At 54.6% G+C, this 23,317-nt stretch carries 25 protein-coding genes; 7 read left to right on the top strand and 18 right to left on the bottom strand.

Annotated features, from left to right (window positions below):
• Positions 1–2: 2 nt before the first annotated feature.
• Positions 3–239, bottom strand: coding sequence for a DUF1656 domain-containing protein (locus tag SK58_RS14325; RefSeq protein ID WP_003857607.1), 237 nt, complete (start codon positions 237–239; stop codon positions 3–5).
• 187 nt (positions 240–426) lie between these two features.
• Between SK58_RS14325 and slyA the strand changes: the two genes are divergently transcribed.
• A complete protein-coding gene (gene slyA, locus SK58_RS14320; protein WP_006808997.1) occupies positions 427–867 on the top strand; it encodes a transcriptional regulator SlyA in 441 nt (146 codons plus the stop codon).
• A 35-nt stretch (positions 868–902) separates the two neighbouring features.
• On the opposite strand, the gene SK58_RS14315 is transcribed toward slyA, so the two are convergent.
• Positions 903–2,267, bottom strand: a complete 1,365-nt coding sequence (locus tag SK58_RS14315) for a sensor domain-containing diguanylate cyclase (RefSeq protein WP_023303565.1) — start codon at positions 2,265–2,267, stop codon at positions 903–905.
• 192 nt (positions 2,268–2,459) lie between these two features.
• Positions 2,460–2,927 (bottom strand): outer membrane lipoprotein SlyB, encoded by a 468-nt coding sequence (gene slyB / locus SK58_RS14310; RefSeq protein WP_003857604.1) that lies wholly within the window; start codon positions 2,925–2,927, stop codon positions 2,460–2,462.
• A gap of 255 nt (positions 2,928–3,182) precedes the next feature.
• Between slyB and anmK the strand changes: the two genes are divergently transcribed.
• From anmK to pdxY, 5 genes are all read left to right on the top strand, one after another.
• A complete protein-coding gene (gene anmK, locus SK58_RS14305; protein ID WP_047726945.1) occupies positions 3,183–4,307 on the top strand; it encodes an anhydro-N-acetylmuramic acid kinase in 1,125 nt (374 codons plus the stop codon).
• Positions 4,308–4,400: 93 nt separating this feature from the next.
• On the top strand, positions 4,401–4,724 hold the full coding sequence (gene mliC, locus SK58_RS14300; protein ID WP_015570672.1) for a C-type lysozyme inhibitor: 324 nt from the start codon (positions 4,401–4,403) through the stop codon (positions 4,722–4,724).
• Between the two features lie 57 nt (positions 4,725–4,781).
• The gene (gene pdxH / locus SK58_RS14295) at positions 4,782–5,438 is read left to right on the top strand and encodes a pyridoxamine 5'-phosphate oxidase (RefSeq protein WP_003857601.1); all 657 of its coding nucleotides are present in this window, start codon (positions 4,782–4,784) and stop codon (positions 5,436–5,438) included.
• Between the two features lie 125 nt (positions 5,439–5,563).
• The gene (gene tyrS, locus SK58_RS14290) at positions 5,564–6,838 is read left to right on the top strand and encodes a tyrosine--tRNA ligase (protein ID WP_017384594.1); all 1,275 of its coding nucleotides are present in this window, start codon (positions 5,564–5,566) and stop codon (positions 6,836–6,838) included.
• Positions 6,839–6,904: 66 nt separating this feature from the next.
• Positions 6,905–7,765, top strand: coding sequence for a pyridoxal kinase PdxY (gene pdxY, locus SK58_RS14285; protein WP_032670041.1), 861 nt, complete (start codon positions 6,905–6,907; stop codon positions 7,763–7,765).
• A 90-nt stretch (positions 7,766–7,855) separates the two neighbouring features.
• On the opposite strand, the gene gstA is transcribed toward pdxY, so the two are convergent.
• The 12 genes from gstA to blr all read right to left on the bottom strand — a co-directional run bounded on the left by gstA (position 7,856) and on the right by blr (position 18,040).
• Positions 7,856–8,461, bottom strand: a complete 606-nt coding sequence (gene gstA / locus SK58_RS14280; RefSeq protein WP_003857598.1) for a glutathione transferase GstA — start codon at positions 8,459–8,461, stop codon at positions 7,856–7,858.
• 105 nt (positions 8,462–8,566) lie between these two features.
• Complete coding sequence (dtpA, locus tag SK58_RS14275) at positions 8,567–10,075, bottom strand: dipeptide/tripeptide permease DtpA (protein ID WP_003857596.1); 1,509 nt, start codon at positions 10,073–10,075, stop codon at positions 8,567–8,569.
• Between the two features lie 613 nt (positions 10,076–10,688).
• On the bottom strand, positions 10,689–11,324 hold the full coding sequence (gene nth / locus SK58_RS14270) for an endonuclease III (RefSeq protein ID WP_015570668.1): 636 nt from the start codon (positions 11,322–11,324) through the stop codon (positions 10,689–10,691).
• Positions 11,321–12,007 (bottom strand): electron transport complex subunit E, encoded by a 687-nt coding sequence (locus tag SK58_RS14265; RefSeq protein WP_003857592.1) that lies wholly within the window; start codon positions 12,005–12,007, stop codon positions 11,321–11,323. The genes nth and SK58_RS14265 overlap by 4 nt, the downstream gene beginning before the upstream one ends.
• Positions 12,008–12,009: 2 nt before the next feature.
• On the bottom strand, positions 12,010–12,630 hold the full coding sequence (gene rsxG, locus SK58_RS14260) for an electron transport complex subunit RsxG (protein WP_017384591.1): 621 nt from the start codon (positions 12,628–12,630) through the stop codon (positions 12,010–12,012).
• Positions 12,631–12,640: 10 nt separating this feature from the next.
• Entirely contained in the window at positions 12,641–13,693 is a 1,053-nt protein-coding gene (gene rsxD / locus SK58_RS14255; protein ID WP_015570666.1) for an electron transport complex subunit RsxD, read from the bottom strand.
• On the bottom strand, positions 13,694–15,715 hold the full coding sequence (rsxC, locus tag SK58_RS14250; protein WP_048220137.1) for an electron transport complex subunit RsxC: 2,022 nt from the start codon (positions 15,713–15,715) through the stop codon (positions 13,694–13,696).
• Complete coding sequence (gene rsxB / locus SK58_RS14245) at positions 15,708–16,286, bottom strand: electron transport complex subunit RsxB (protein WP_015570664.1); 579 nt, start codon at positions 16,284–16,286, stop codon at positions 15,708–15,710. The genes rsxC and rsxB overlap by 8 nt, the downstream gene beginning before the upstream one ends.
• Positions 16,286–16,867 (bottom strand): electron transport complex subunit RsxA, encoded by a 582-nt coding sequence (gene rsxA, locus SK58_RS14240; protein ID WP_000133206.1) that lies wholly within the window; start codon positions 16,865–16,867, stop codon positions 16,286–16,288. Before rsxA ends, rsxB begins: the two co-directional genes overlap by 1 nt.
• A 76-nt stretch (positions 16,868–16,943) precedes the next feature.
• Positions 16,944–17,384, bottom strand: coding sequence for a DUF2569 domain-containing protein (locus SK58_RS14235; protein ID WP_033487090.1), 441 nt, complete (start codon positions 17,382–17,384; stop codon positions 16,944–16,946).
• Between the two features lie 85 nt (positions 17,385–17,469).
• A complete protein-coding gene (gene ydgT, locus SK58_RS14230) occupies positions 17,470–17,685 on the bottom strand; it encodes a transcription modulator YdgT (RefSeq protein WP_000217941.1) in 216 nt (71 codons plus the stop codon).
• Positions 17,686–17,914: 229 nt separating this feature from the next.
• Positions 17,915–18,040: a division septum protein Blr gene (blr, locus tag SK58_RS14225; RefSeq protein ID WP_151884424.1), complete on the bottom strand. Its 126-nt coding sequence runs from the start codon at positions 18,038–18,040 to the stop codon at positions 17,915–17,917.
• Between the two features lie 239 nt (positions 18,041–18,279).
• On the opposite strand from blr, the gene SK58_RS14220 reads away from it, so the two are divergent.
• Positions 18,280–19,320 carry an oxidoreductase gene (locus tag SK58_RS14220; RefSeq protein ID WP_032648137.1) on the top strand — a complete coding sequence of 347 codons (1,041 nt, stop codon included), beginning with the start codon at positions 18,280–18,282 and terminating at the stop codon, positions 19,318–19,320.
• Positions 19,321–19,376: 56 nt separating this feature from the next.
• Here SK58_RS14220 and add read toward each other — a convergent pair whose 3' ends face one another.
• The 3 genes from add to malX all read right to left on the bottom strand — a co-directional run bounded on the left by add (position 19,377) and on the right by malX (position 23,286).
• A complete protein-coding gene (gene add / locus SK58_RS14215; protein ID WP_033487089.1) occupies positions 19,377–20,375 on the bottom strand; it encodes an adenosine deaminase in 999 nt (332 codons plus the stop codon).
• A 96-nt stretch (positions 20,376–20,471) separates the two neighbouring features.
• On the bottom strand, positions 20,472–21,644 hold the full coding sequence (locus tag SK58_RS14210; protein WP_033487087.1) for a MalY/PatB family protein: 1,173 nt from the start codon (positions 21,642–21,644) through the stop codon (positions 20,472–20,474).
• A gap of 49 nt (positions 21,645–21,693) precedes the next feature.
• On the bottom strand, positions 21,694–23,286 hold the full coding sequence (gene malX, locus SK58_RS14205) for a maltose/glucose-specific PTS transporter subunit IIBC (RefSeq protein WP_015570659.1): 1,593 nt from the start codon (positions 23,284–23,286) through the stop codon (positions 21,694–21,696).
• Positions 23,287–23,317 lie beyond the last annotated feature (31 nt).

Genomic DNA, 23,317 nt, shown 5'->3' with positions numbered 1-23,317 from the left:
TCTCACCACACGGTTAACACGGCAAGGCCAAGACAGACGGAGAGGGTAAACAGGGAGAGATCCATTAACATCGGGTGCCAGATTTCACCAGAATACATCCAGTCGCGCAGCAGACGATGCGCAATGAGCCAGATTACAAAACCGACCATCACGGCTTTAAACAGTGGCGGAAAGTAGACCGATGCGCCAACAATCAAATCCTGGAGGGGCAACCCTGCGGAGAAGGAAAACAACGTCACAAGCAGCGATCCTTTGCGGTGGAATGAGGGCCACATTGGCAGATTTCAATGCGATGGCGCATTACCATTCAGTGTAAATCATCCTTTAAGGAATGATGAATACCGTGATTGCATTTGTTTTGGCAATACAAATACTGCAAACTATTCTAAAATCACTATAATCACTTAGCAAGCTAATTATAAGGAGATGAAATTGGAATCGCCATTAGGTTCTGATCTGGCAAGGTTGGTACGCATCTGGCGTGCTCTGATTGACCATCGCCTGAAACCTCTGGAACTTACGCAGACGCACTGGGTTACGCTGCATAACATTCATCAGCTCCCGCCCGATCAGTCACAGATCCAACTGGCAAAAGCGATTGGAATTGAGCAGCCGTCTCTGGTGCGTACCCTTGACCAGCTGGAAGAGAAGGGACTCATCTCCCGACAAACCTGCGCCAGCGACCGTCGCGCCAAGCGGATCAAATTGACGGAAAAAGCGGCCCCGATTATCACTGAGATGGAAACCGTCATCAGTAAAACGCGAGGGGAGATCCTGGCCGGTATTTCCCCCGCTGAGCTGGAAATGCTGATCGGACTCATCGCCCGTCTTGAGCAAAACATCCACGATTTACAGTCGCGCGACTGACGTTGTTTACAGGCCTTGCTGGTGCAAGGCCTCTGTCATGTTCTGAACACCACCACCCGGTTGCGGCCCGTCTCTTTTGCCTCGTACATGGCTTTATCCGCGCTTTCCACACAGGTTTCAGCGCTGGTCTCCGGCGAGGTGGCGGTGAATACCCCCATACTGATAGTTATCGGTTCCGGGAGATAACCGCCGCTGCTAACGTTGTCGAAACCGCTCAATTTGAGACGTATGCGTTCGGCAACCTGTTGCGCAAGATCGGAAGGGGTATTTGTCAGCATGAGCACAAATTCTTCGCCGCCGATCCGCGCTGCGATATCCTGCGGTCGCACTGAATCGGTCAACAGGTTTGAGACAAACTGTAAAACCTTATCCCCCTGCAAATGGCCGTAGCAGTCGTTAATGCGTTTGAAACGGTCAAGATCGCTCACGATCACCGATACCGGGTGCGCCAGGGTTGCTGTACTCAGCGCGTGGTTTAATGAATCATAGAAATAGCTACGATTATACAGACGGGTGAGGGGATCGCGGATCGAGTTTTGATAAGACTCCTGATATTTTACATGCGAGTCACGATACAAATTAAATACATCGGAAAGTAAGATGAAGATAATGATTAATGTAGCGACAGTTTCGAATAACCGTGCCCGGTACCATGAAATATCTTCAGCGTGTCCGCCTAACAATAGCATGAGCAGGGTGACGATATAACAGACGCATAAAAAATTGCCGCCGACCCAAAACAAATTCCTCACGCGGGTAATGGCCATCAGGGTGATTAACGTTACTACCCAAAGGACGATCAAAATAATATTAATCGCCTGGCTCCAGAGAACCATAAACTGTCGGGTTTCATTGTCTACCAGGTCCAGTGTGAGCAGGGTTGAATGGCTGGAATAGAACAATGCCAGCCCAAGCATACTGCCCGTAAAGAGCGAGGCGCCGACAACGATACCGATGTGGGTGCTTCGTGAGAGAGCGGACGTACGCAGGGTATACAGCAATGCCGAGATGATTATCAGCACCGCCATTAAAAAGTGGCGGAACATATAGAAAATCATGGCGTCATTATAGTTCGCCACGTTGAACTGATAGAGATCAAGCCAGGCCGGGAAGCTGGACAGAGTCCCCACCATCAATAACGCTGAGCCGGCAAAGGCCAGGGCAATGGGAACAAGATATAATCGCCTTCTGTCGCACCAGTATTTCATTGCCATAAAACAGGCAATAAACAGATGAAACACCAGAAGAAATATCGTCAGCGTAGGGAAAAACAAAGGTGAAAACGAAGGAACCCATTCAACAAGTTTTATAAAAAAAGCTTGTAATACGGCAATGATAACAATGCATCCAAGCGCGAAGGCCACAAAGCGGTTCTTTACAAATCGACAGATCGCAAGCATAGAGAATTTAAAAATTAAAAAAGAAAAGAGATTGCGAAGAGTTTAAGTGAGGGAAATAAAAAATACTTTGCGCACGGACAAAAATAGATGAAATGAATAATTCACTGTGTGAATGTATTGTGCAAATATATTGTTGGAGACGATGATTTTGTTAAATGGATGCGGTCTGAACAGACCACATCCATCAGGATATTAGCGCGGGGAGACGGTAACCTGGCTGCCGTTGCTTGCCAGTACAACACGCTGGCCAGCAGAGAAGCGGGTGTTACCCTGTTTCTGCACAACCATAATGGTGCTGCCATCGTCTTTACGGATTTCCAGCTCAACGCCCTGAGTTTTGTTCATCGCACCCTGAACGCCCTGACCCGCTACGCCGCCTGCAACTGCGCCCGCTGCGGTAGCCAGAGAACGTCCGGTGCCGCCGCCAATGGTATTACCCAGGAAACCACCCAGCACAGCACCACCGATTGCGCCCACCACGTTCGTGTCATCGCCACCCTGAATCTGAACAGGACGGGCATTAACGATAGTACCGTATGTCACGTTCTGTACCTGTTTAGCTTCAGAAGCACTATATACGTCGCCGGAGAGTGAACTGTCATTCACACAACCCGCCAGTGTTAAACCAATCAGCGAAACGCCCAGTACACGTAAAATCATTTGACTCTCCTGTTCACCAAAAAACGCCCGGTTGGGGCATCCGTTATGGCTAAATTATATGGCATTCCTGACCACAGTTCATATCTTTGCATGCCGAATAGATAAATTTTACTTCAACAGGGCTTAACGGGACATAAACAAAAACCGTCTGTGCTACAGGTCTGAGATTGTTAAAAAATATTATCACCGCATAGCAAAGCCGCGTTATTTATGATGGAGTGTTTGCACTTAGCCCATGTAACGTAAGGAAAGCGCATGAAATCGGGTCGCTATATCGGTGTGATGTCTGGTACCAGTCTTGACGGTGTGGATGTCGTTCTGGCCGCCATTGATGAAAACATGGTGGCGCAGCAGGCAAGCCTGACCTGGCCTATTCCTGTCTCGTTAAAAGAAGAGATCCTGAACATCTGCCAGGGACAACAGCTGACGCTTTCCCAACTGGGCCAACTGGATGTGCGTCTGGGGGCGCTGTTTGCTGAGGCGGTACTGGCCCTGATGCAGCAGGAAAGACTCCACCCGCAGGATATCGTGGCAATAGGTTGCCATGGGCAGACCGTCTGGCATGAACCTGTCGGCGAGGCGCCGCACACGATGCAAATTGGCGATAACAACCAGATTGTGGCAAAAACCGGCGTGACGGTGGTGGGTGATTTCCGTCGTCGCGATATGGCCCTCGGCGGGCAGGGGGCGCCGCTGGTTCCGGCATTTCATCAGGCGCTGCTGGCGCACCCGGTAGAGCGCAGGATGGTCCTGAACATCGGCGGGATCGCCAACCTGTCGATGCTTATTCCCGGGCAGCCCGTGCGGGGGTACGATACCGGACCCGGTAATATGCTGATGGATGCCTGGATCTGGCGTCAGAGCGGCAAAGCCTACGACAAAGACGCGCAGTGGGCCAGCCAGGGGAAAGTGATCCTTCCCTTGCTGCAAACCCTGTTAAGCGATCCTTTCTTTGCTCTGCCCGCGCCGAAAAGCACGGGGCGGGAATATTTCAACTACGGCTGGCTTGAACGTCAGCTGGCGCGCTTCCCCGGCCTTGCGCCTCAGGATGTGCAGGCTACGCTGACGGAGCTCACCGCGGTATCGATTTCTGAACAGGTGTTGCTGAGCGGCGGATGTGAGCGCTTGCTGGTATGCGGAGGCGGAAGCCGCAACCCGCTGGTGATGGCACGCCTCGCCGCCTTGCTGCCAGGCACCGAAGTCACGACCACTGATGAAGCCGGGATCAGCGGAGACGATATGGAAGCGCTGGCCTTCGCCTGGCTTGCCTGGCGTACGGTTGCCGGTCTGCCGGGGAATTTACCCTCCGTAACCGGTGCGCTGGAGGCGAGCGTCCTTGGGGCCATTTTCCCCGCAAACCCGCGCCATAATCAGAGTTAACTGAAATTCAGCGGGAGGCGTAACCCGTAAAATAGGGAAAAACAGGAGGGCGGTTAGGCCCTCCAGGACCAGGATAGTCTTCGGAATCTGCCCATGAAAAAACTTCTTCTCATTGCTGTACCTTTTCTTATGACCGGATGCAGCGTCTATAACCAGTTCGTTGAGCGTATGCAAACCGATACGCTGGAATATCGTTGTGATGAAAAACCGCTGACGGTGAAGCTGAACAACCCGCATCAGGAAGCCAGCTTTGTTTATGACAATAAGTTGTTAACGCTGAAGCAGGGAATGTCGGCCTCCGGTGCGCGCTACTCAGACGGGATCTACGTCTTCTGGTCGAAAGGCGACAGCGCCACCGTCTACAAGCGTGACCGCATTGTGCTGAACAATTGTCAGCTTGAAAATCCGAAGCGTTGAGATTTTTGAAGGGGGCGCGCACAATAGCGCCACCCAATCTCACTTTCAGCTAACGCCATGTCAGATAACGACGAACTACAGCAAATTGCGCATCTGCGCCGTGAATACACCAAAGGCGGTCTGCGCCGCCAGGATCTTCCCGCCGAACCGCTGGTGCTTTTTGAACGCTGGCTGAAGCAGGCCTGCGAAGCGAAACTGGCTGACCCGACGGCAATGGTCGTTGCCACGGTTGATGAAAATGGTCAGCCGTATCAACGCATCGTTCTTCTCAAGCATTATGACGAGAAAGGGCTGGTGTTCTACACCAATCTTGGCAGTCGTAAAGCGCATCACCTTGAAAATAATCCGCGTATTAGCCTGCTCTTCCCGTGGCATATGCTGGAGCGCCAGGTGATGGTCACCGGCAAGGCGGAGCGCCTCTCTACGCTCGAAGTGGTAAAATATTTCCACAGTCGCCCGCGCGACAGTCAGATCGGCGCCTGGGTCTCTAAACAGTCCAGCCGAATCTCAGCCCGCGGTGTGCTGGAAAGTAAATTCCTCGAACTCAAACAGAAGTTTCAGCAGGGTGAAGTACCGCTGCCGAGTTTCTGGGGCGGGTTCCGCATCCCCATTGAGCAGATGGAATTCTGGCAGGGCGGTGAACACCGCCTGCACGACCGCTTTTTATACCAGCGCGACAACGGTGGCTGGAAAATCGACAGACTGGCCCCGTAATCCCCAAAATTTGTTGATTTAAGCGCTAGCGCACACCGCGCTGGCGCTTTATTCTATGGTCCTTTCGCATCAGGCGAAAAGTCGTGTACCGGCAAAGGTGCAGTCGTTTATACATGGAGAATTTGATGGCAAGCAGTAACTTGATTAAACAATTGCAAGAGCGGGGCCTCGTGGCCCAGGTGACGGACGAGGAAGCGTTAGCAGAGCGACTGGCGCAAGGCCCGATCGCGCTCTATTGCGGCTTCGATCCCACCGCTGACAGCTTGCATTTGGGGCATCTTGTTCCATTGTTATGCCTGAAACGCTTCCAGATGGCCGGCCATAAGCCTGTCGCACTGGTTGGCGGCGCGACCGGTCTGATTGGCGACCCAAGTTTCAAAGCCGCTGAGCGTAAGCTGAACACCGAAGACACCGTGCAGGAGTGGGTGGATAAGATCCGTAAACAGGTTGCACCGTTCCTGGATTTCGACTGCGGTGACAACTCTGCGATTGCGGCGAACAACTACGACTGGTTTGGTGGCATGAACGTGCTGACGTTCCTGCGTGACATCGGCAAACACTTCTCTGTTAACCAGATGATTAACAAAGAAGCAGTAAAGCAGCGTCTTAACCGTGACGATCAGGGTATCTCTTTCACGGAGTTCTCCTATAACCTGTTGCAGGGGTATGACTTCGCCTGCCTGAACAAACTGCACGGCGTCTCTCTGCAAATTGGCGGTTCCGACCAGTGGGGTAACATCACCTCCGGTATCGATCTGACCCGTCGCCTCCACCAGAATCAGGTGTTTGGTCTGACCGTGCCGTTGATCACCAAAGCCGACGGTACCAAGTTCGGTAAGACCGAAGGCGGCGCGGTATGGCTGGATCCGAAGAAAACCAGCCCGTACAAGTTCTACCAGTTCTGGATCAACACGGCGGATGCCGACGTTTATCGCTTCCTGAAGTTCTTCACCTTTATGGATATCGAAGAAATCAATGCGCTGGAAGAAGAAGACAAGAACAGCGGTAAAGCACCACGCGCCCAGTACGTGCTGGCGGACGAAGTGACTAAACTGGTTCACGGCGAAGAAGGTCTGGCGGCGGCGAAGCGCATTACGGCTAGCCTGTTCAACGGAACCCTGAGCGATTTAAGCGAAGCGGATTTCGAACAGCTGGCGCAGGATGGCGTGCCGATGGTTGAGATGGAAAAAGGCGCCGATCTGATGCAGGCGCTGGTGGACTCCGAGCTCCAGCCGTCTCGCGGTCAGGCGCGTAAAACCATCGCCTCTAACGCGATCACCATTAATGGCGAAAAACAGGCCGATCCGGAATACACCTTTACCGAGAACGACCGTCTCTATGGTCGCTACACGCTGCTGCGTCGCGGTAAGAAAAATTACTGCCTGGTCTGCTGGAAGTAATTAAAAGTATGCAGGGGCGTGGGAAACCACGCCCCTTTTGTTTTGACAGGGTTTGGTAAGTACAACATGAAGAACATCCTCGCCATTCAGTCCCACGTTGTGTTTGGACATGCTGGCAACAGCGCTGCGGAATTCCCGATGCGCCGCCTCGGCGTTAACGTCTGGCCCCTCAATACCGTCCAGTTCTCGAATCACACCCAGTACGGTAAATGGACCGGCTGCGTGATGCCGCCGTCGCATCTGTCGGAAATCGTTCAGGGGATTGCGGATATCGACCAGCTTAAACGCTGCGATGCCGTACTCAGCGGCTATCTGGGTTCGGCGGAGCAGGGGGAACATATCCTCGGCATTGTGCGCCAGGTGAAAGCGGCAAACCCCGCGGCGAAATATTTCTGCGATCCGGTAATGGGACATCCTGAAAAAGGCTGCATCGTAGCGCCGGGTGTTGCGGAGTTTCATGTCCGTCATGCATTGCCCGCCAGCGATATTATTGCCCCCAACCTGATTGAACTTGAGATCCTGTGCGAGCATCCGGTCAACAGCGTAGAAGAGGCTGTAAGCGCCTCTCGCGAGCTGATCGCCCAGGGGCCAGAGATTGTGCTGGTTAAGCACCTGGCACGCGCAGGGTTGAGCCAGGACCGTTTTGAAATGCTGCTGGTGACGAAGGATGAAGCCTGGCATATCAGTCGACCGCTGGTGGATTTCGGTGCACGTCAGCCTGTCGGGGTCGGGGATGTGACCAGCGGTTTGCTGCTGGTGAAGCTATTGCAGGGCGCGAGCCTGCGCGATGCGCTGGAGCACGTCACCGCAGCCGTTTATGAAATCATGATTGCGACGAAGACGATGCAGGAATATGAGCTCCAGGTCGTCGCGGCGCAGGATCGCATCGCGAAGCCGGAGCACTATTTTAGCGCAACGCAGCTTTAGAAAACGCCCGGCGCCGCTGCGCTTGCACGGGCCTACGGAATTTATAGGCCGGGTAAGCGTCAGCGCCACCCGGCAATCCAGGCCGCTCGGTTAATTCAACCCTTCCGCTTTCAGCGCCGCTGCCACCGCAGGACGCTCCGCCACGCGCGTCATATACGATGCGACATGGTCTAATCCTTCCATGTTCAGCTTAACCGCGCGCGCCCAGCGCAGAACGGTAAACAGATAGGCATCGGCGATGGTGAAACGCGAGCCACAGATCCACTGGTCGTCTTTCAGCGCGTCGTTAACGTACTGCAACTTTTTCTCCAGCAGCGCGCGCACGGTAGGTTTGTACTCTTCCGGCGTGTCCGGGCGGAACAGGGGCGTAAAGCCTTTGTGCAGTTCGGTGGCAATATAGTTCAGCCACTCCAGCGTTTTATAACGCGCAATGCTGCCGGTGGGGGCAAGGAGCTGACGATCCGGTACGTTGTCCGCCAGGAATTGCATAATCGCCACCCCTTCGGTCAGCAGGGTGCCATCATCCAGCAGCAGGGCCGGAACCTGGCCTTTTGGGTTAATCGCAAAAAAGTCATCCCCGTTTTCCAGACGCTTTTTCATCAGGTCAACGCCGTCCAGCGTGAAATCTTTACCGCTCTCGCGAAGCGTAATATGGGAAGCAAGAGAGCAGGCGCCCGGTTTATAGAACAGTTTCATCGGTAACTCCTTTTTGCTGAGGTTCCAGCTATGTTAGTGCGCGTTCGGATAAAAAAAAAGCCGCTAATCAATTAGCGGCTTCTGTTCAGTCGTTTCCCGATGACATTACGCGTTCGCGGTTTTGATCGCTTTAGCGGATTTGTCGTCGTCCTGGGTCATACGATTCAGTTTAGGTGCGGTCAGCAGCATCAGCACGGCAATCACGGCGGTCGCGATACCAATTTGCATGAATACGGTGCCGTAGACATTCAGGGAAACCAGCGGGTCGGTAACGTTGTCTGGTACCGCCATCAGGTTCGCAATCTTACCTGCGATGATAGCCGCGCCAGCGGTGGTCAGGAACCAGCTACCCATGATGAAGCCCATCAGACGCTGAGGGACCAGCTGCGCAACCATCGCCAGGCCCAGACCGGAGATCATCAGTTCACCGATAGATTGCAGCGCATAGCTCAGGATCAGCCAGTTAACAGACACGATACCCGCGTCGGTCGCGAATTTCGTCCCCAGCGGCAGCACCAGGAATGCGCCAGAGCACAGCACCATACCGATAGCGAACTTGTGCGGCATAGGCAGACGGTCGCCCATCTTGTTATAGATAGCGGCCAGAATCGGGCTACCAATCATGATCCAGAACGGGTTCAGGGCCTGATACTGCTCCGGCTCGAACGCGATACCGAGGATGGAGTGCTCAACGTTGCGGATAGCGAAGAAGTTCAGAGACGTTGGCATCTGGCTGTACAGAACGAAGAAGATGATCGCTTCCAGCATCAGAATGAACGCCACAATCATCTTACGACGTGCCGCACCCTGCATCGCGAAGGCTTCTTTCGCAAAGATAATCACGATACCCAGCGCAACCACGCCCAGTACGGCACGTGCTACGCCCTGGTTATGCAGCAGCCAGGTGGCAACAGCGGCCAGGATCACGATGCCGACGATGGTTGCCAGCAGTTTGCCCATGTGCACGGGTTCGAAGTCTGGTTTTGAACCATAGTCTTTAACCCAGCTACGGCAGAACAGGAAGTTCACAACGGTGATCAGCATACCCACGAAGCTCAGCGCAAACGCTACGCTCCAGCCGAATTTGGCGGCCAGCCATGGGGTTGCCAGCATAGAGAAGAAGGAACCGATGTTGATGGACATGTAGTACATGGTAAATGCACCGTCCAGACGCGGGTCATCTTTGCTGTAGCAGGTAGAGAGCAGGGAAGACGGGTTCGCCTTGAAGAGGCCGTTACCTACCGCGATGGTAGCCATACCCATGTAAACCACACCTGCATCGTGCCCGGACCAGGCAACCAGCCCATAGCCAATCGCCAGAACAACGGCGCCCAGCATAATGACTCGTTTAGTACCGAGGACTTTATCGCCTAACCAGCCGCCGATAGCGACCAGGCCATACACCAGGGCGCTGAAGGAAGAGAACAGCGTGATGGAATCGGCTTCAGACATACCCAGCTGTTTAACCAGGTAAACCGCCATGATCCCTTGCAGGCCGTAGTAGCCAAAACGTTCCCATAATTCGATCGAGAAAATGAGATAGAACGCTTTAGGCTGTTTGAAAGCGTTAAGACTTACGCTCTCATCTGTTGGTTTATTGTTTGCAGTAGACACATATACCTCTTTTTTTACATCCCATATTAACGGGGGTGTTCATAGCGTGATGACCGTAGTCCATCCGCTTTATAGTTATATTGGGAGGGGAAACGGCGGGTAATGTTCACTATCCAGCCCCATCTGGCAATACGTTTGTAATAATCTGTTACATATAACTCTGGCGGTATAATCATCGGTTCATGCAAATGTTATACAGCGTTAAATCTCATCCGTTCAAAATTGATGGTTTTTTTCACTGTAAACGACCCTGTTCAACGGCTGTATGGCGATATGTTCTGCTATTTTGGGTGATTGGCAGTGATATAGCCCATATTCTGAAAAATGACTGGTCTTATGTGCGGTATGGAATCGATGAAATCTTGTCTGACAAAGGGGTTGGGCGGGTTTTAACAACAAAAATCCAACATCAGGTTATCAGAGTGATCGCGATCACAGATGTATAGAAATTTTTGGTGATGAAAAAACTATTAACCTCTTTGAGTGTTAAATGACCGAAGAATCGACAATGCGTTAAGGAGAAAGAGAGGGCAATTTATGGTCAATCGGGAAGATATCAGAGCCCTTGTTAATATTAAGGGCTTGAACAGGTAAGAAGTTAGGTGGTTTACGCTCAGGGATAGACTTTTTCTTTGTATTCGCAGAGATCTTCGATAATGCAGGAACCGCAGCGTGGCTTACGGGCAATACAGGTATACCGTCCGTGCAGGATCAGCCAGTGGTGGCAGTCCACCTTAAATTCCGCCGGGACCACTTTTAAAAGCTTCTCTTCCACCTCTTCCACGTTTTTACCCGGCGCGAACCGGGTACGGTTAGAGACGCGAAAGATATGGGTATCTACGGCGATGGTCGGCCAGCCAAACGCCGTGTTCAGCACCACATTTGCCGTTTTACGCCCGACGCCCGGCAACGCTTCCAGCGCAGCGCGGTCTTCCGGGACTTCACCGCCGTGCTGCTCCAGCAGGATCCGGCAGGTCTTAATGACGTTTTCGGCCTTGCTGTTAAACAGGCCAATGGTCTTGATATAGGATTTCACACCTTCAACGCCCAGCTCCAGCATGGCCTGCGGCGTATTGGCGACAGGGTAGAGCAGGGCCGTGGCTTTGTTGACGCTCACGTCCGTCGCCTGTGCAGAGAGCAGCACCGCGATCAACAGTTCAAACGGCGAGTTAAAGTTCAGCTCTGTCGTAGGATGAGGATTCTCATCGCGCAGGCGCGTCAGGATCGCAATGCGTTTCTCTTTATTCATACTGCTTTCTCGGGGATCCCTTCCTGTACGCTGCGCTCAGCGGCGCGGCGTTTACGTTTTTCATCAATCAGGTATTTTAACGCCAGCATCATCCCAAGGCCAATGAAGGCGCCAGGCGGCAGCATGGCCAGCAGGAACGGAGTGTCCGTATGGAACACCTCAATACGCAGCGACTTCGCCCAGCCGCCAAGCAGCGCGTCCGCACCGTCGAAGAGCGTACCGTTGCCCAAAATTTCACGCAGAGAACCGAGAACGAACATGGCGGCAGTCGCGCCCATGCCGATGGAAAAACCATCCAGCGCGGATATGGCCGGATTGTTTTTCACCGCAAAGGCTTCAGCGCGGCCTACGACAATACAGTTAGTCACGATAAGCGGAATGAAAATCCCGAGCGACTGGTACAGGCCAAATGCGTAGGCGTTAATCAGCATTTGCACCACGCTGACCACCGACGCAATGATCATGACATAGATCGGAATACGGATTTCCGACGGCGTCCAGCGGCGCAAAACAGAAATGGAAAAGTTAGTCAGGGTCAGCACCAGCGTGGTCGCCAGCCCCAGCCCGAGCGCGTTGGTGGCGGTAGACGTCACCGCCAGCAGCGGACACAGCCCCAGCAGCTGTACCAGCGCGGAGTTGTTCTTCCAGAGACCCTGGACGATAACCTCTTTAACCTGGCTCATGGTCACTCCTCACAGGTGGAAAGATGATTGATCTGCGCGGGCAGCGTTTCGGCATACAGCCCGGCGCGCTTGACGGCGTTGACCACCGCGCGCGGGGTAATCGTGGCACCCGTGAACTGGTCAAACTCGCCGCCATCTTTTTTCACCGCGAAAGCAGGATCGTCTTCGCCATGAATCATCTTACCGGCGAAGTGTAAGATCCAGTCGCTTAAGCGTGTTTCAATTTTGTCGCCAAGGCCCGGCGTTTCGTGATGTTCCGTCACGCGCGTGCCCAGCACGGTGCCGGAAAAATCGCTGCCAACCAGCAGCTGAATCGCACCGGAGTAACCGTCCGGCGCGGTGGCTTCCATGACGGCACCCACGGGATTATCGCCCTTGCGGGCAATATAAACGCGATGGGGTCCTTTACCGAGCTGCGGAGCCTGCACGACAAAGCAGCTTTTTTGCAGGTCATTATCGTAGAGGTCGGATGGGATCACCTGATCGAACAGCGTCTTTTGCTGCTTCATTGCCTGCTCTGCAATGGTAGTTTTCGTCAGTTCATTTACCAGCGCGGTCAGCCCGGTGAGGGCGGCAGCGAAGATCGCCAGCGTAACGCCGTGTTTTTGCATTGTTTTTAGCATGGCGTGACCCTTAGCGATGACCGTACACGCGTGGCCGCGTGTAGTAGTCGATGAGCGGAACGGTGATGTTAGCCAGCAGCACGGCAAATGCCACACCGTCCGGATAACCGCCAAAGCTGCGAATAAGCCAGACCAGCAAGCCCGCCAGCGCGCCGAAAATCAGACGACCACGGTTGGTGGTAGACGCGGTGACCGGATCGGTCAGAATAAAGAATGCCCCGAGCATGGTCGCGCCGGAGAGCAGATGGAGCTGCGGGCTGGCCAGTGACTCAGGTGAGATGACCCAGCCGAGCGTCGAGCAGACGGCCAGCGTCACCAGGAAGCTCACCGGAATATGCCAGCGGATCGCCTTCTGTTGCAGCAGGAACGCGCCGCCCAACAAATAGGCCAGATTGACCCACTGCCAGCCAGCACCCGCCAGTACGCCGCTGTAAATAGACGATTTCATCACCTGCTCCACGCTGTGTCCGGCACGCAGGGAGGTTTTGAAGGTATCGAGCGGGGTGGCCTGGCTGATGCCGTCCACGCCCATGCGAAGCGCGTTCATATCTGCGCCCAGCGCGGTGTGGCCGGTAAAGATAACGTGCAGGGCATCCATAAAGCCGGGGACGGTGGCGGCGATCTCATGCGGCGGCAGCCAACTGGTCATCTGTACCGGGAAGGAGATCAGCAGTACCACGTAGCCAATCATCGCCGGGTTAAACGGGTTATGGCCCAGCCCGCCGTACAGCTGCTTGGCGATGATCACCGCAAACACCGTTCCCAATACCACCATCCACCACGGGGCGAACGGGGGAATGCTGATGGCCAGCAACAGGCCGGTCAACAGGGCGGAGTTATCGCTCAGGATGCGAGTCACTTCCATTTTGCGCAGCTTCAGGATCGCAGCTTCCGCTGCGACGGCACTGGCGCAACCCAGAACTAACTGGAAAAGCGTACCCCAGCCGAAAAACCAACACTGTACGGCAATACCTGGCAGCGCGGCCAGGCACACCAGCATCATAATACGCGATGTCTGGCGCTGGTTATGGGTATAAGGGGAACTTGCAATTCTGAAAACCATTTAATCCTCGTTAACGGCTTGCTGCGCGGCTTTCTTTGCCTGAACGCGCGCAATCGCGGCGGCGACTGCGGCTTTGCGTGGATCGTCGTTGGCGGCCGCAGGCCGTTCGTCCTGCTGTGCCGCTTTTCGTGCTTTGGCACGGGCGATGGCCGCTTCAACGGCGGCTTTACGCGGGTCGACAGGCGCTTCACTCTCTTCGGCTGGCTGAACCTGTGCCGCTTTTCGTGCTTTGGCACGGGCGATAGCGGCTTCAACGGCCGCCTTGCGCGGATCCGTCGCTTCCTGTTCAACCACCACTGTCTGCTGACCGGCCTTACGGGCTTTTGCCCTGGCGATAGCCGCTTCCACTGCCGCTTTACGCGGGTCGATATCAGCTTCCGGTTTGGCGTGTTGCGCTTTCTCCGCCTGACGCGCGCGAGCTTCGGCTTTACGCGCTTCGCGGGCCGCAATCGCTTCGCTGTTGTCCGGTCTTTCTCCCGGAGCGATCACAACCGTCTGGGCGGCGGTGGCTTTCTTCTCGCGCACGCGGGCCAGGGCTGCGTTAATGGCATCCTGATCTTTCGCCGCAGGCTGGACGGCAGCCTGCTTATGGCGTTCCTGACGGGCTTGTTTCTCGCGCTCCAGTCGCGCCTGACGCGCTTCAAAGCGGGCCTTCGCTTCAGCGGCACGTTTTTCTTCCATGGAGATGGCGTAGATTTCGGCTTTCTCCTGACGGAAGTATTGCACCAGCGGAATATTGCTTGGGCAGACCCAGGCGCAGGCACCGCATTCAATACAGTCAGCCAGGTTATGCGCCTGGGCTTTATCGTGCAGCTGGCCTTTGCTGTACCAGTACAACTGCTGCGGCAGTAAATCTGCCGGGCATGCGTCCGCACAGGCGCTACAGCGTATGCAGCCTTTCTCTTCCTGCGTTTCGCCCATCTCCGTTGGGGAAGGGGCGAGCAGGCAGTTGGTAATCTTCACCACCGGCACATCCAGCCACGGCAGGGTAAAGCCCATCAGCGGGCCACCCATAATGACCAGTTGATCGCTACCCGGGCAGAAGCCAGCCTGTTCCAGCAGATGACGCACCGGCGTACCCAGACGCGCCCAGACGTTGCCGGGACGGGAGACGGACTCGCCGGTCAGCGTGACGACGCGCTCGGTCAATGGCTCGCCGTCAATCACCGCACGTTTCACCGCGTAGGCGGTTCCCACGTTTTGCATCAGCACGCCGATGTCGGACGAACGGCCCCCGTGGGGGACCTGTTTGCCGGTCAGGATCTGCGTCAGCTGTTTTGCCCCGCCGGACGGGTATTTGGTCGGGATCACTCGCAGGGCGATATCGTGGCTGTCTGCCAGTACCGCACGCAGCATCGAAATGGCCTGCGGTTTATTGTCCTCAATACCGATCAGCACTTCGCGGGGTTGCAGAATATGCGCAAGAATGCGAATCCCTTCCACCACCTGCGCGGCACAGTCCTGCATCAGACGGTCATCGGCGGTGATGTACGGTTCGCACTCGGCGGCGTTGATGATCAGCGTTTCGATTTTATCGCCGCCGCCGTGAAGCTTAGCGCCGGTCGGGAAGCCTGCGCCTCCCAGACCCGCCACGCCGAACTGATGAATGCGTTCAATCAGCGCTTCACGGCTGTGGGAACGGTAGTCGCTCCAGCCGTCACGATCGATCCAGCGGTCTTCACCATCGGCTTCAATGATCACGCTCAGCTCAGACAACGCCGACGGATGGGCAACGGTATGGGGGGCAACAGCCTCCACCTTACCGGAAGTCGGGGCATGTATCGGCAACATCCGTCCGCGACCAAAGGTCAGCGGCTGGCCGCGAAGAACGCTATCGCCTTCTTTCACGCACAGTTCACCTTCCGCGCCGATATGCTGTTTAAGGGGCATAACGTAACGGGTCGCCAGCGGGATCTGGCGCAGCGGCGTGCCGTTAGACTGCGATTTCATCTCAGGCGGATGAATGCCGCCGTCGAAATCCCAGATCTTCTCTTTTCTGAAGGCAGAAAATAACTTAAGCATGTTGTTCCACAGGAATATTGCGAACCGGAATGGTCTGAAGGTCCCACTTCCAGCTTTCAGTAGTCGTTTCAACCGGGCGTAGTTCTATACACTGCGTCGGGCAGGGCGCCACGCAGAGATTACAGCCGGTGCACAGATCCGCCACAACGGTGTGCATCGCGCGCGTTGCGCCCACAATGGCGTCAACAGGACACGCCTGAATACATTTGGTGCAGCCAATGCAGTTGGCTTCGTCGATGACAGCAAGGGCACGAACGGGCTCCTGGGCCTGTTCATCGCCGTCGACAGGCTGGGGATCGACGTTCAGCAGGGCAGCTATTTTAAGCATGACCGCTTCGCCACCCGGTGCGCAGCGGTTGATCTTTTCGCCCTGCACGCCCACCGCCTCAGCGTAAGGGCGGCAGCCAGGGTAGCCGCACTGCCCGCACTGGCTCTGCGGTAAAAGTTCATCAATTTTTTCAACCACCGGATCGTCCTCCACCGCAAACCGGCGGGAGGCATAACCCAGAATGATGCCAAAGACGAGTCCCAGTACGCTGATGGACGCGATGGCAATCCAGATAGCACTCATTACAACTTCACCAGACCACTAAAGCCCATAAAGGCCAGAGACATTAAACCTGCGGTCACCAGAGCGATGGCGTTACCGCGAAACGGCGCGGGAATATCCGCCGCGGCCAGACGCTCGCGAATCGAGGCGAACAGGACCATAACAAAAGAGAAACCGACCGCCGCGGAAAAACCGTACAGCGCCGATTGCAGGAAATTATGCCCAAGGTTGATATTGAGCAGCGCCACGCCCAGCACCGCGCAGTTGGTGGTGATGAGAGGCAGGAAAATGCCCAGCAGGCGATACAGGGCAGGGCTGGTTTTCCGCACCACCATCTCGGTAAATTGCACCACAACCGCAATGACCAGAATAAAGGACAAGGTGCGCAGGTAGAGCATGTCCAGTGGGATCAGGATCCAGGTATCAATCAGCCATGCGCAAATGGAGGCCATCGTCATCACGAAGGTGGTCGCCAGCCCCATGCCCATTGCCGTCTCCAGCTTTTTGGAGACGCCCATAAACGGGCACAGGCCAAGGAACTTCACCAGTACGAAGTTATTAACCAGCACAGTTCCGACAAAGAGCAGTAAGTAATCGGTCATTATTTAGCCTGAAATAAAATAGCCGCCTATTATCGGATAAACGACAACAGGCCACAACAGGTTAACTGTAAGGTTATTACGGGTTGACAAAGGTCTTCTTAACGCGCGTCGAACGCTTGAAATAAGGGACCATAAGCGCCGTCGCCAGTAGCGGAAACAGTAACTGGCGAACCGCCAGCGCGTCAGACACTGGCGAGAAAGCGAATGCTTTGACAGCCAGCAGCACGGAGACCAGCAGCCAGATAATGTAATGTTTTGGCACGTTTTTGCGGCGTTTGAAGAAGGCGATAGTCAGCCACAGCGTGTAGTACCACATCGCGATCGCGAAAACGAACGACACAAACCACGTTGCAATATTGAGCGCACTCTGGGACATCAGTGCCTGGATAGCATGAGGCGTAACCAGTGCGGTGGTGTATAGCAACAGCGCCAGCGAAGCGCTTAATAATGCCACCAGCAGCCATGCCAGCGGGGCGATTAACCAGCCCCCAATTCTCTCTCCAGGCAATGCGGTCATACGCTCTCCCATAGTCTGCGCGAAATGTTATACAGAAATTTGCAGGGCGGAGAGTATATAACATTTCACGCCGAAGGCTACTTTCTTATACAACGTAACGCCATACGGATTTAGGCACTTCCCCCACATTGAACAGACGACCGCCAGAGACCAGTTCGGCGCGACGATGGTCAGCAGCGCGGTACATATTGATGATGTCCTGATTATCCGACAGCGTGTAGTTCAGATGGTCAAACAGTTTTTCCAGGCTTTCAAGGGAATTGATCTTGCGAAATTTTAATAAATAGTCCTGAACTGTCATATTAATAAGTTTCCATATAAAAGGGTAATACCCATAAAGGTAATGCGTTCGAATAATAAACGGATTAATAAAGACGTAAACTGTCCACTCGGGTAACGCGACGAAATTAGGAGTTTTCTTTGCGAAGAATCAGGCATCAGCAGATGCCTGGAAGAGAAGGGTAACCCCGTTCATTACGGCTGGCAATACGTTCCATGACGTAATGTGTCACGCTTTATGACGACACGGCTTACTTTTGTTGTGCGACAGTAACAGGCTCCGGCGGCTGGTAGTTATCGATATGGCTGGCAATGCCGAGCAACACGACTGAAACCCCAAGGACAATCCATCCCGCTAATTCAATGATTCGATTAATTATTGACGACATAATTTGTGTTTGTAATTTATCCATAAATACAGATTACAAATGTTACAGCGCCCTTTTCGCCAGAGCAAGCGCTTTGGGAACGATTCCTCGAATCCATATACACACTTTAATGCGAGGTAACAAAAAACGCTGTCGCGAGATGCTATTTTAACTCACAGGGCACATTATTAATCTGTGCGTTAAGCACAAGGCCAGTGATAAATAAGCGCACAGCGAGGGGGCAAACGATGAGTGAAAACATACGCGTCGGTCTTATTGGCTACGGGTACGCAAGCAAAACCTTTCATGCTCCGCTGGTTGCCGGCACGCCGGGAATGGAACTGGCGGCTATCACAAGCAGCGATGAGACTAAGGTCCGCGCCGACTGGCCAGCCGTGCCGGTGGTAACGGAGCCTAAGCATCTGTTTAACGATCCTAATATTGACCTTATTATCATTCCAACTCCTAACGACACTCATTTCCCCCTGGCGAAAGCGGCGCTGGAGGCAGGGAAACATGTTGTTGTCGATAAGCCCTTCACCGTGACGTTGTCACAGGCGCGCGAGCTGGATGCGCTGGCGCGAAGTCTGGGTCGGTTATTATCGGTCTTTCACAATCGGCGCTGGGACAGCGATTTCCTGACGGTTAAGGCGCTGATAAACGAAGGCACGCTCGGCGAAATTGCTTTTTTTGAGTCGCATTTCGATCGTTATCGTCCGCAGGTGCGAGATCGCTGGCGCGAGCAGGCGGGACCGGGTAGCGGCATCTGGTATGACTTAGCGCCGCATCTTCTCGATCAGGCCGTTCATCTGTTTGGTTTGCCCGTGAGCATGACGGTCGATTTAGCGCAGCTCAGGCCGGGGGCGCAGACCACCGACTATTTCCATGCCATTTTGAGTTATCCGCAGCGGCGCATTGTGCTGCACGGGACAATGCTTGCGGCGGCGGAATCGGCCCGCTATATCATTCACGGGGCGCGCGGCAGCTATGTGAAGTTCGGCCTGGATCCGCAGGAAGAGCGCCTCAAAAATGGCGAACGCTTACCGCAGGAGGACTGGGGCTACGACATGCGCGACGGGGTGGTGACGCGTGCGGAGGGTGAGGTACTGGTTGAAGAGACGGTATTGACCCTGCCGGGGAACTATCCAGCGTATTACGCCGCCATTCGTGACGCGCTGAACGGTTCAGGTGAAAATCCGGTTCCCGCAAGCCAGGCAATCCAGATTATGGAGCTGATCGAGCTCGGGATCGAATCTGCCAAACATCGCGCAACGCTCTGTCTGGCATAAGTGCCAAACGCTTTCGTAGGCCGGGTAAGCGCAGCGCCACCCGGCAGTAAAGAGGACTACTGAACAACTTTATCGCGCAGCGCCTGTTTCTCTTCAGGCGTCAGGAAGGCGATCTCCAGCCCGTTGATTTGCGCCTGACGGATCTGCTCGCGGCTCAGCCCGGCCTGTGGTGCGGCGATGTTGTATTCGTGAATAATATCCACGCCCTGAACCGCCGGATCGTCCGTGTTCAGCGAAGCCAGCACCCCGTGTTCGAGGAAGGTTTTCAGCGGGTGTTGCGCCAGCGACGCTACTGTACTGGTCTGAATATTGGAGGTCAGGCAGGATTCGATTCCAATACGTTGTTCGGCGAGGAAATCCATCAGCGCGCGATCTTCAATGGCTTTCACGCCATGACCTATACGTTCCGCACCCAGTTCACGAATGGCCTGCCAGATGCTTTCCGGCCCCGCAGCTTCGCCCGCATGAACGGTAATATGCCATCCTGCATCACGTGCGCGGTTGAAATGAGACAGGAACAGACTGCCCGGGAAGCCCAGCTCGTCACCGGCCAGGTCAATGGCGGTGATCTGGTCGCGATGCGCCAGTAATGCTTCCAGTTCCTGAAGACAGGCCGCTTCACCGAAGGTACGGCTCATAATGCCGATCAAACGCGCCTGAACGTCAAAGGTTTTACAGCCTTCACGCACGCCTTCAATGACCGCTTCAACCACGCCCGCTACGGGGAGGTTGTGGGTCATCGCCATATAGCCCGGGGAGAAACGCAGTTCGACATAGTGCAGGCCGTTACGCGCGGCATCTTCGATGTTTTCAAAGGCGACACGGCGACAGGCATCGACCGAGGCCAGCATCTTCACGCCCCAGTCGAGCTTGCTCAGAAAACTCACCAGATCCGGTTCGTTCGACGTGACCTGAACATGCGGGATCAGGGTTTCAAGCGTTTCGGCAGGGAGGGTTAAATTGAACTGGCGACCAAGATCGAGAATGGTTTGGGCACGAATGTTTCCGTCGAGGTGGCGATGAATATCAGTTAAAGGCAGGCGTGTATCAATCATGGTCGCACTCTTTGCTGGTTAAAGTGCGCCATATTATAAAAACAAAACGGGGTAAAAAGCTATTTGCGCAAGGGAATATTCCGTTGCGCAAATGATTTACAGCAGAGTGTTGATGCCAGCGATAAGGCGTTGAACGCCCTGTTCAAGCTTACTACGCGGACAGCCAGCGTTCAGACGCACATAGCCTTTACCTTCATCCCCATAGGTATATCCCGGCATGATGGCCACTTTTTGCTGATCAATTAGCACGTTTTGCAGCGTATTGTCATCAATGCCAAGCGGGCTGAGATCGATCCATGCCAGATAGGTGGCCTCGGGCGGTTGCCAGTTGAGTGTCGGAAATGCAGTATTCAGTTCGTCAGCAATGTAGCACAGGTTTTCTTCGAGATAGGTCCGCAGCGCGTCCAGCCAGGGTTCTCCATGTCGGTAGGCAGCAATGTGCGCGGTCAGCGCCAGCACGGAAGGGGAAGAGAGTCCGTCCCGACCTTTTAATGCATTCAGATAGGCGTTACGGCTGGCGTCATCGGCGATAAGCCCCCAGGCACCCGTCAGAGCCGGAATATTGAAGCTTTTGGAACCCGAGGTCAGCAGCGCCCATTTATCGCGCGCAACCTCATTCCACGGGGTATGACGATGCGTGCCCCATACCATGTCCATATGAATTTCGTCGCTGATCACCGCTACGTCATAACGTTCACACAGGGCCGCCATTGTGGTCAGCTCTTCCCGCGTCCAGACTTTGCCGGTCGGGTTTTGCGGGCTACACAGCAGCAGCACCTTGTTTTCCGGTTTTGACAGCGCCGCTTCCAGCGCGGCCATATTGCCCTCCCAGCCATGCGCTGTTTTCTGCATCGGCACGGAAACAACGGTACGCTGGTTGCCTTCGATGGCTTTATAAAAGGCATCGTAAGCCGGGGTATGGACCACCACGCCGTCGCCAGGCGAGGACCAGAGGCGGATCAGCTCCGAGACCATATAAATGACCGACGGCCCATACACCACGGTTTCGGTATCAATCTGACTGTTAAAGCGTTGGCGGAACCAGTGCGCCACGGCGGCCAGAAATTCGTCATTTTTCCAGCGACTGTAGCCAAACACCCCGTGGTTTATTCGCTGGTGCAGCGCATCGGTAATGCAGGGGGCGGTGGCGAAATCCATATCAGAGATGGTGAAGGGCAGCAGGTCGGCAGCGCCAAAACGGTCAGCGACATAATCCCACTGGGTACACCAGGTGCCGTGTCGATCCACGACGGTAGAAAAATCAAACATGACGGTGCTCCGTAAAGTAAAACCCCCTCATGACGAGGGGGGCGAGGCATCAGGCTTCGACGGTTCGCATCAGGGTTGCCAGCTCATCCTTCACTGACTGTACCTGCGGGCCAATGACGACCTGCAAATTGTGTTGATTTAACTGTACTACGCCAATAGCCCGGTTAGCTTTAAGTGCGTTGGTATCCACTTTGGACATGTCCGCCACCGACAAACGCAGGCGGGTGATGCAGTTATCCAGAGAGGTAATATTATCCGCACCGCCCAGCGCCGCCAGAATAGCCGGCGTGTTATATCCGGATTTCCCAATGGTGCCGGCTACCGCCTGTTCAACGCTGGTGGCCGTATCGGTATCGCGGCCAGGCGTTTTCAGGTTAAAGCGGGTGATGGCGAAGCGGAAGATCCCGTAGTAAACCGCGAACCAGATGGCGGCCACAACCGGCACCAGATACCACTTGGTGGACAGACCGTGCAGGATACCGAAGACCACGAAGTCAATCACGTTACCGTCGGTGTTACCGATGGTCACACCGAGCACAGCCATCACGGTAAAGCCCAGGCCCGTCAGTACGGCGTGGATGAGGTACAGTACCGGCGCTACGAACAGGAACAGGAACTCGATAGGTTCTGTCGTACCGCCCACCACGCAGGCAATAACGCCGGAGATCAGCAGACCTTTAATTTTATGACGATTTTCCGGACGGGCACAGTGGTACATCGCCAGCGCTGCGCCCGGCAGGCCGCCGAGGAAGGCAGGCATTTTACCCTGAGAGAGGAAACGCGTCGCACTTTCAGAGAAGCCGTGAGTGGTCGGGCAGCTCAGCTGGGCCTGGAAGATGGTCAGCGCACCGCTAACGGAATGACCGCAAACGTCCATGGTACCGCCGGCTTCGGTAAAGCGGATCAGGGCAACCAGGATGTGCTGTAAACCAAATGGCAGCAGCAGACGTTCACCCGTACCGAAAATCATCGGGCCGAAATCACCCGCGCCGTTGATAATGCGGCCGATACCGGTGATCCCCATGGCAAAAATCGGCCAAATCAGAGGGATGATCAGACCAAACAGACCCATCACAACCAGCGTAATGATTGGCACAAAGCGGGTCCCGCCGAAGAAGGCCAGCGCATCGGGCAGGCGGATGTTGTGGAAGCGCTCGTGCAGCATCCAGATAATCACCCCCGCGATCACGGCTCCAAGGATCCCGGTATCGATGGACTGAATACCAATCACGCTCTGAATGTTATTGGCTTTCAGTACCGCCGCGTCGGTCGTGGGCAGGATCCCTTTGGCAGTCAGCCAGAAGTTAACCGCAAGGTTCATGACCGCATAGCCAACGAAGCCCGCAAACGCCGCCACGCCTTTATTTTCGCGCGCCAGACCCAGAGGAATGGCGATACAGAACATTACCGGCAGGAAGCTAAAGGCAAAAGAGCCGACCTTGCTCATCCAGATGAAGATCGCCTGAAGTACCGGATTTCCGAGGAAAGGGATCAGGGTAATGACGTCGTGGCTGCTTAACGAGCTGCCGATCCCCAGCATGATCCCGCAAAAAGAGAGAAGCGCCACGGGCAGCATAAAGGTTTTACCCAGTTGCTGGAAAAACTCCCACAGCGATATTTTTTGTGCTGCTTTCGTCGTCATAAAACGACTCCTTAAATGGTAGAAAGAGATT

Source organism: Enterobacter sp. BIDMC93, assembly GCF_001037805.1.
GTDB lineage: Bacteria > Pseudomonadota > Gammaproteobacteria > Enterobacterales > Enterobacteriaceae > Enterobacter > Enterobacter hormaechei_C.
This window is presented reverse-complemented; position numbering and strand designations above follow the sequence as displayed.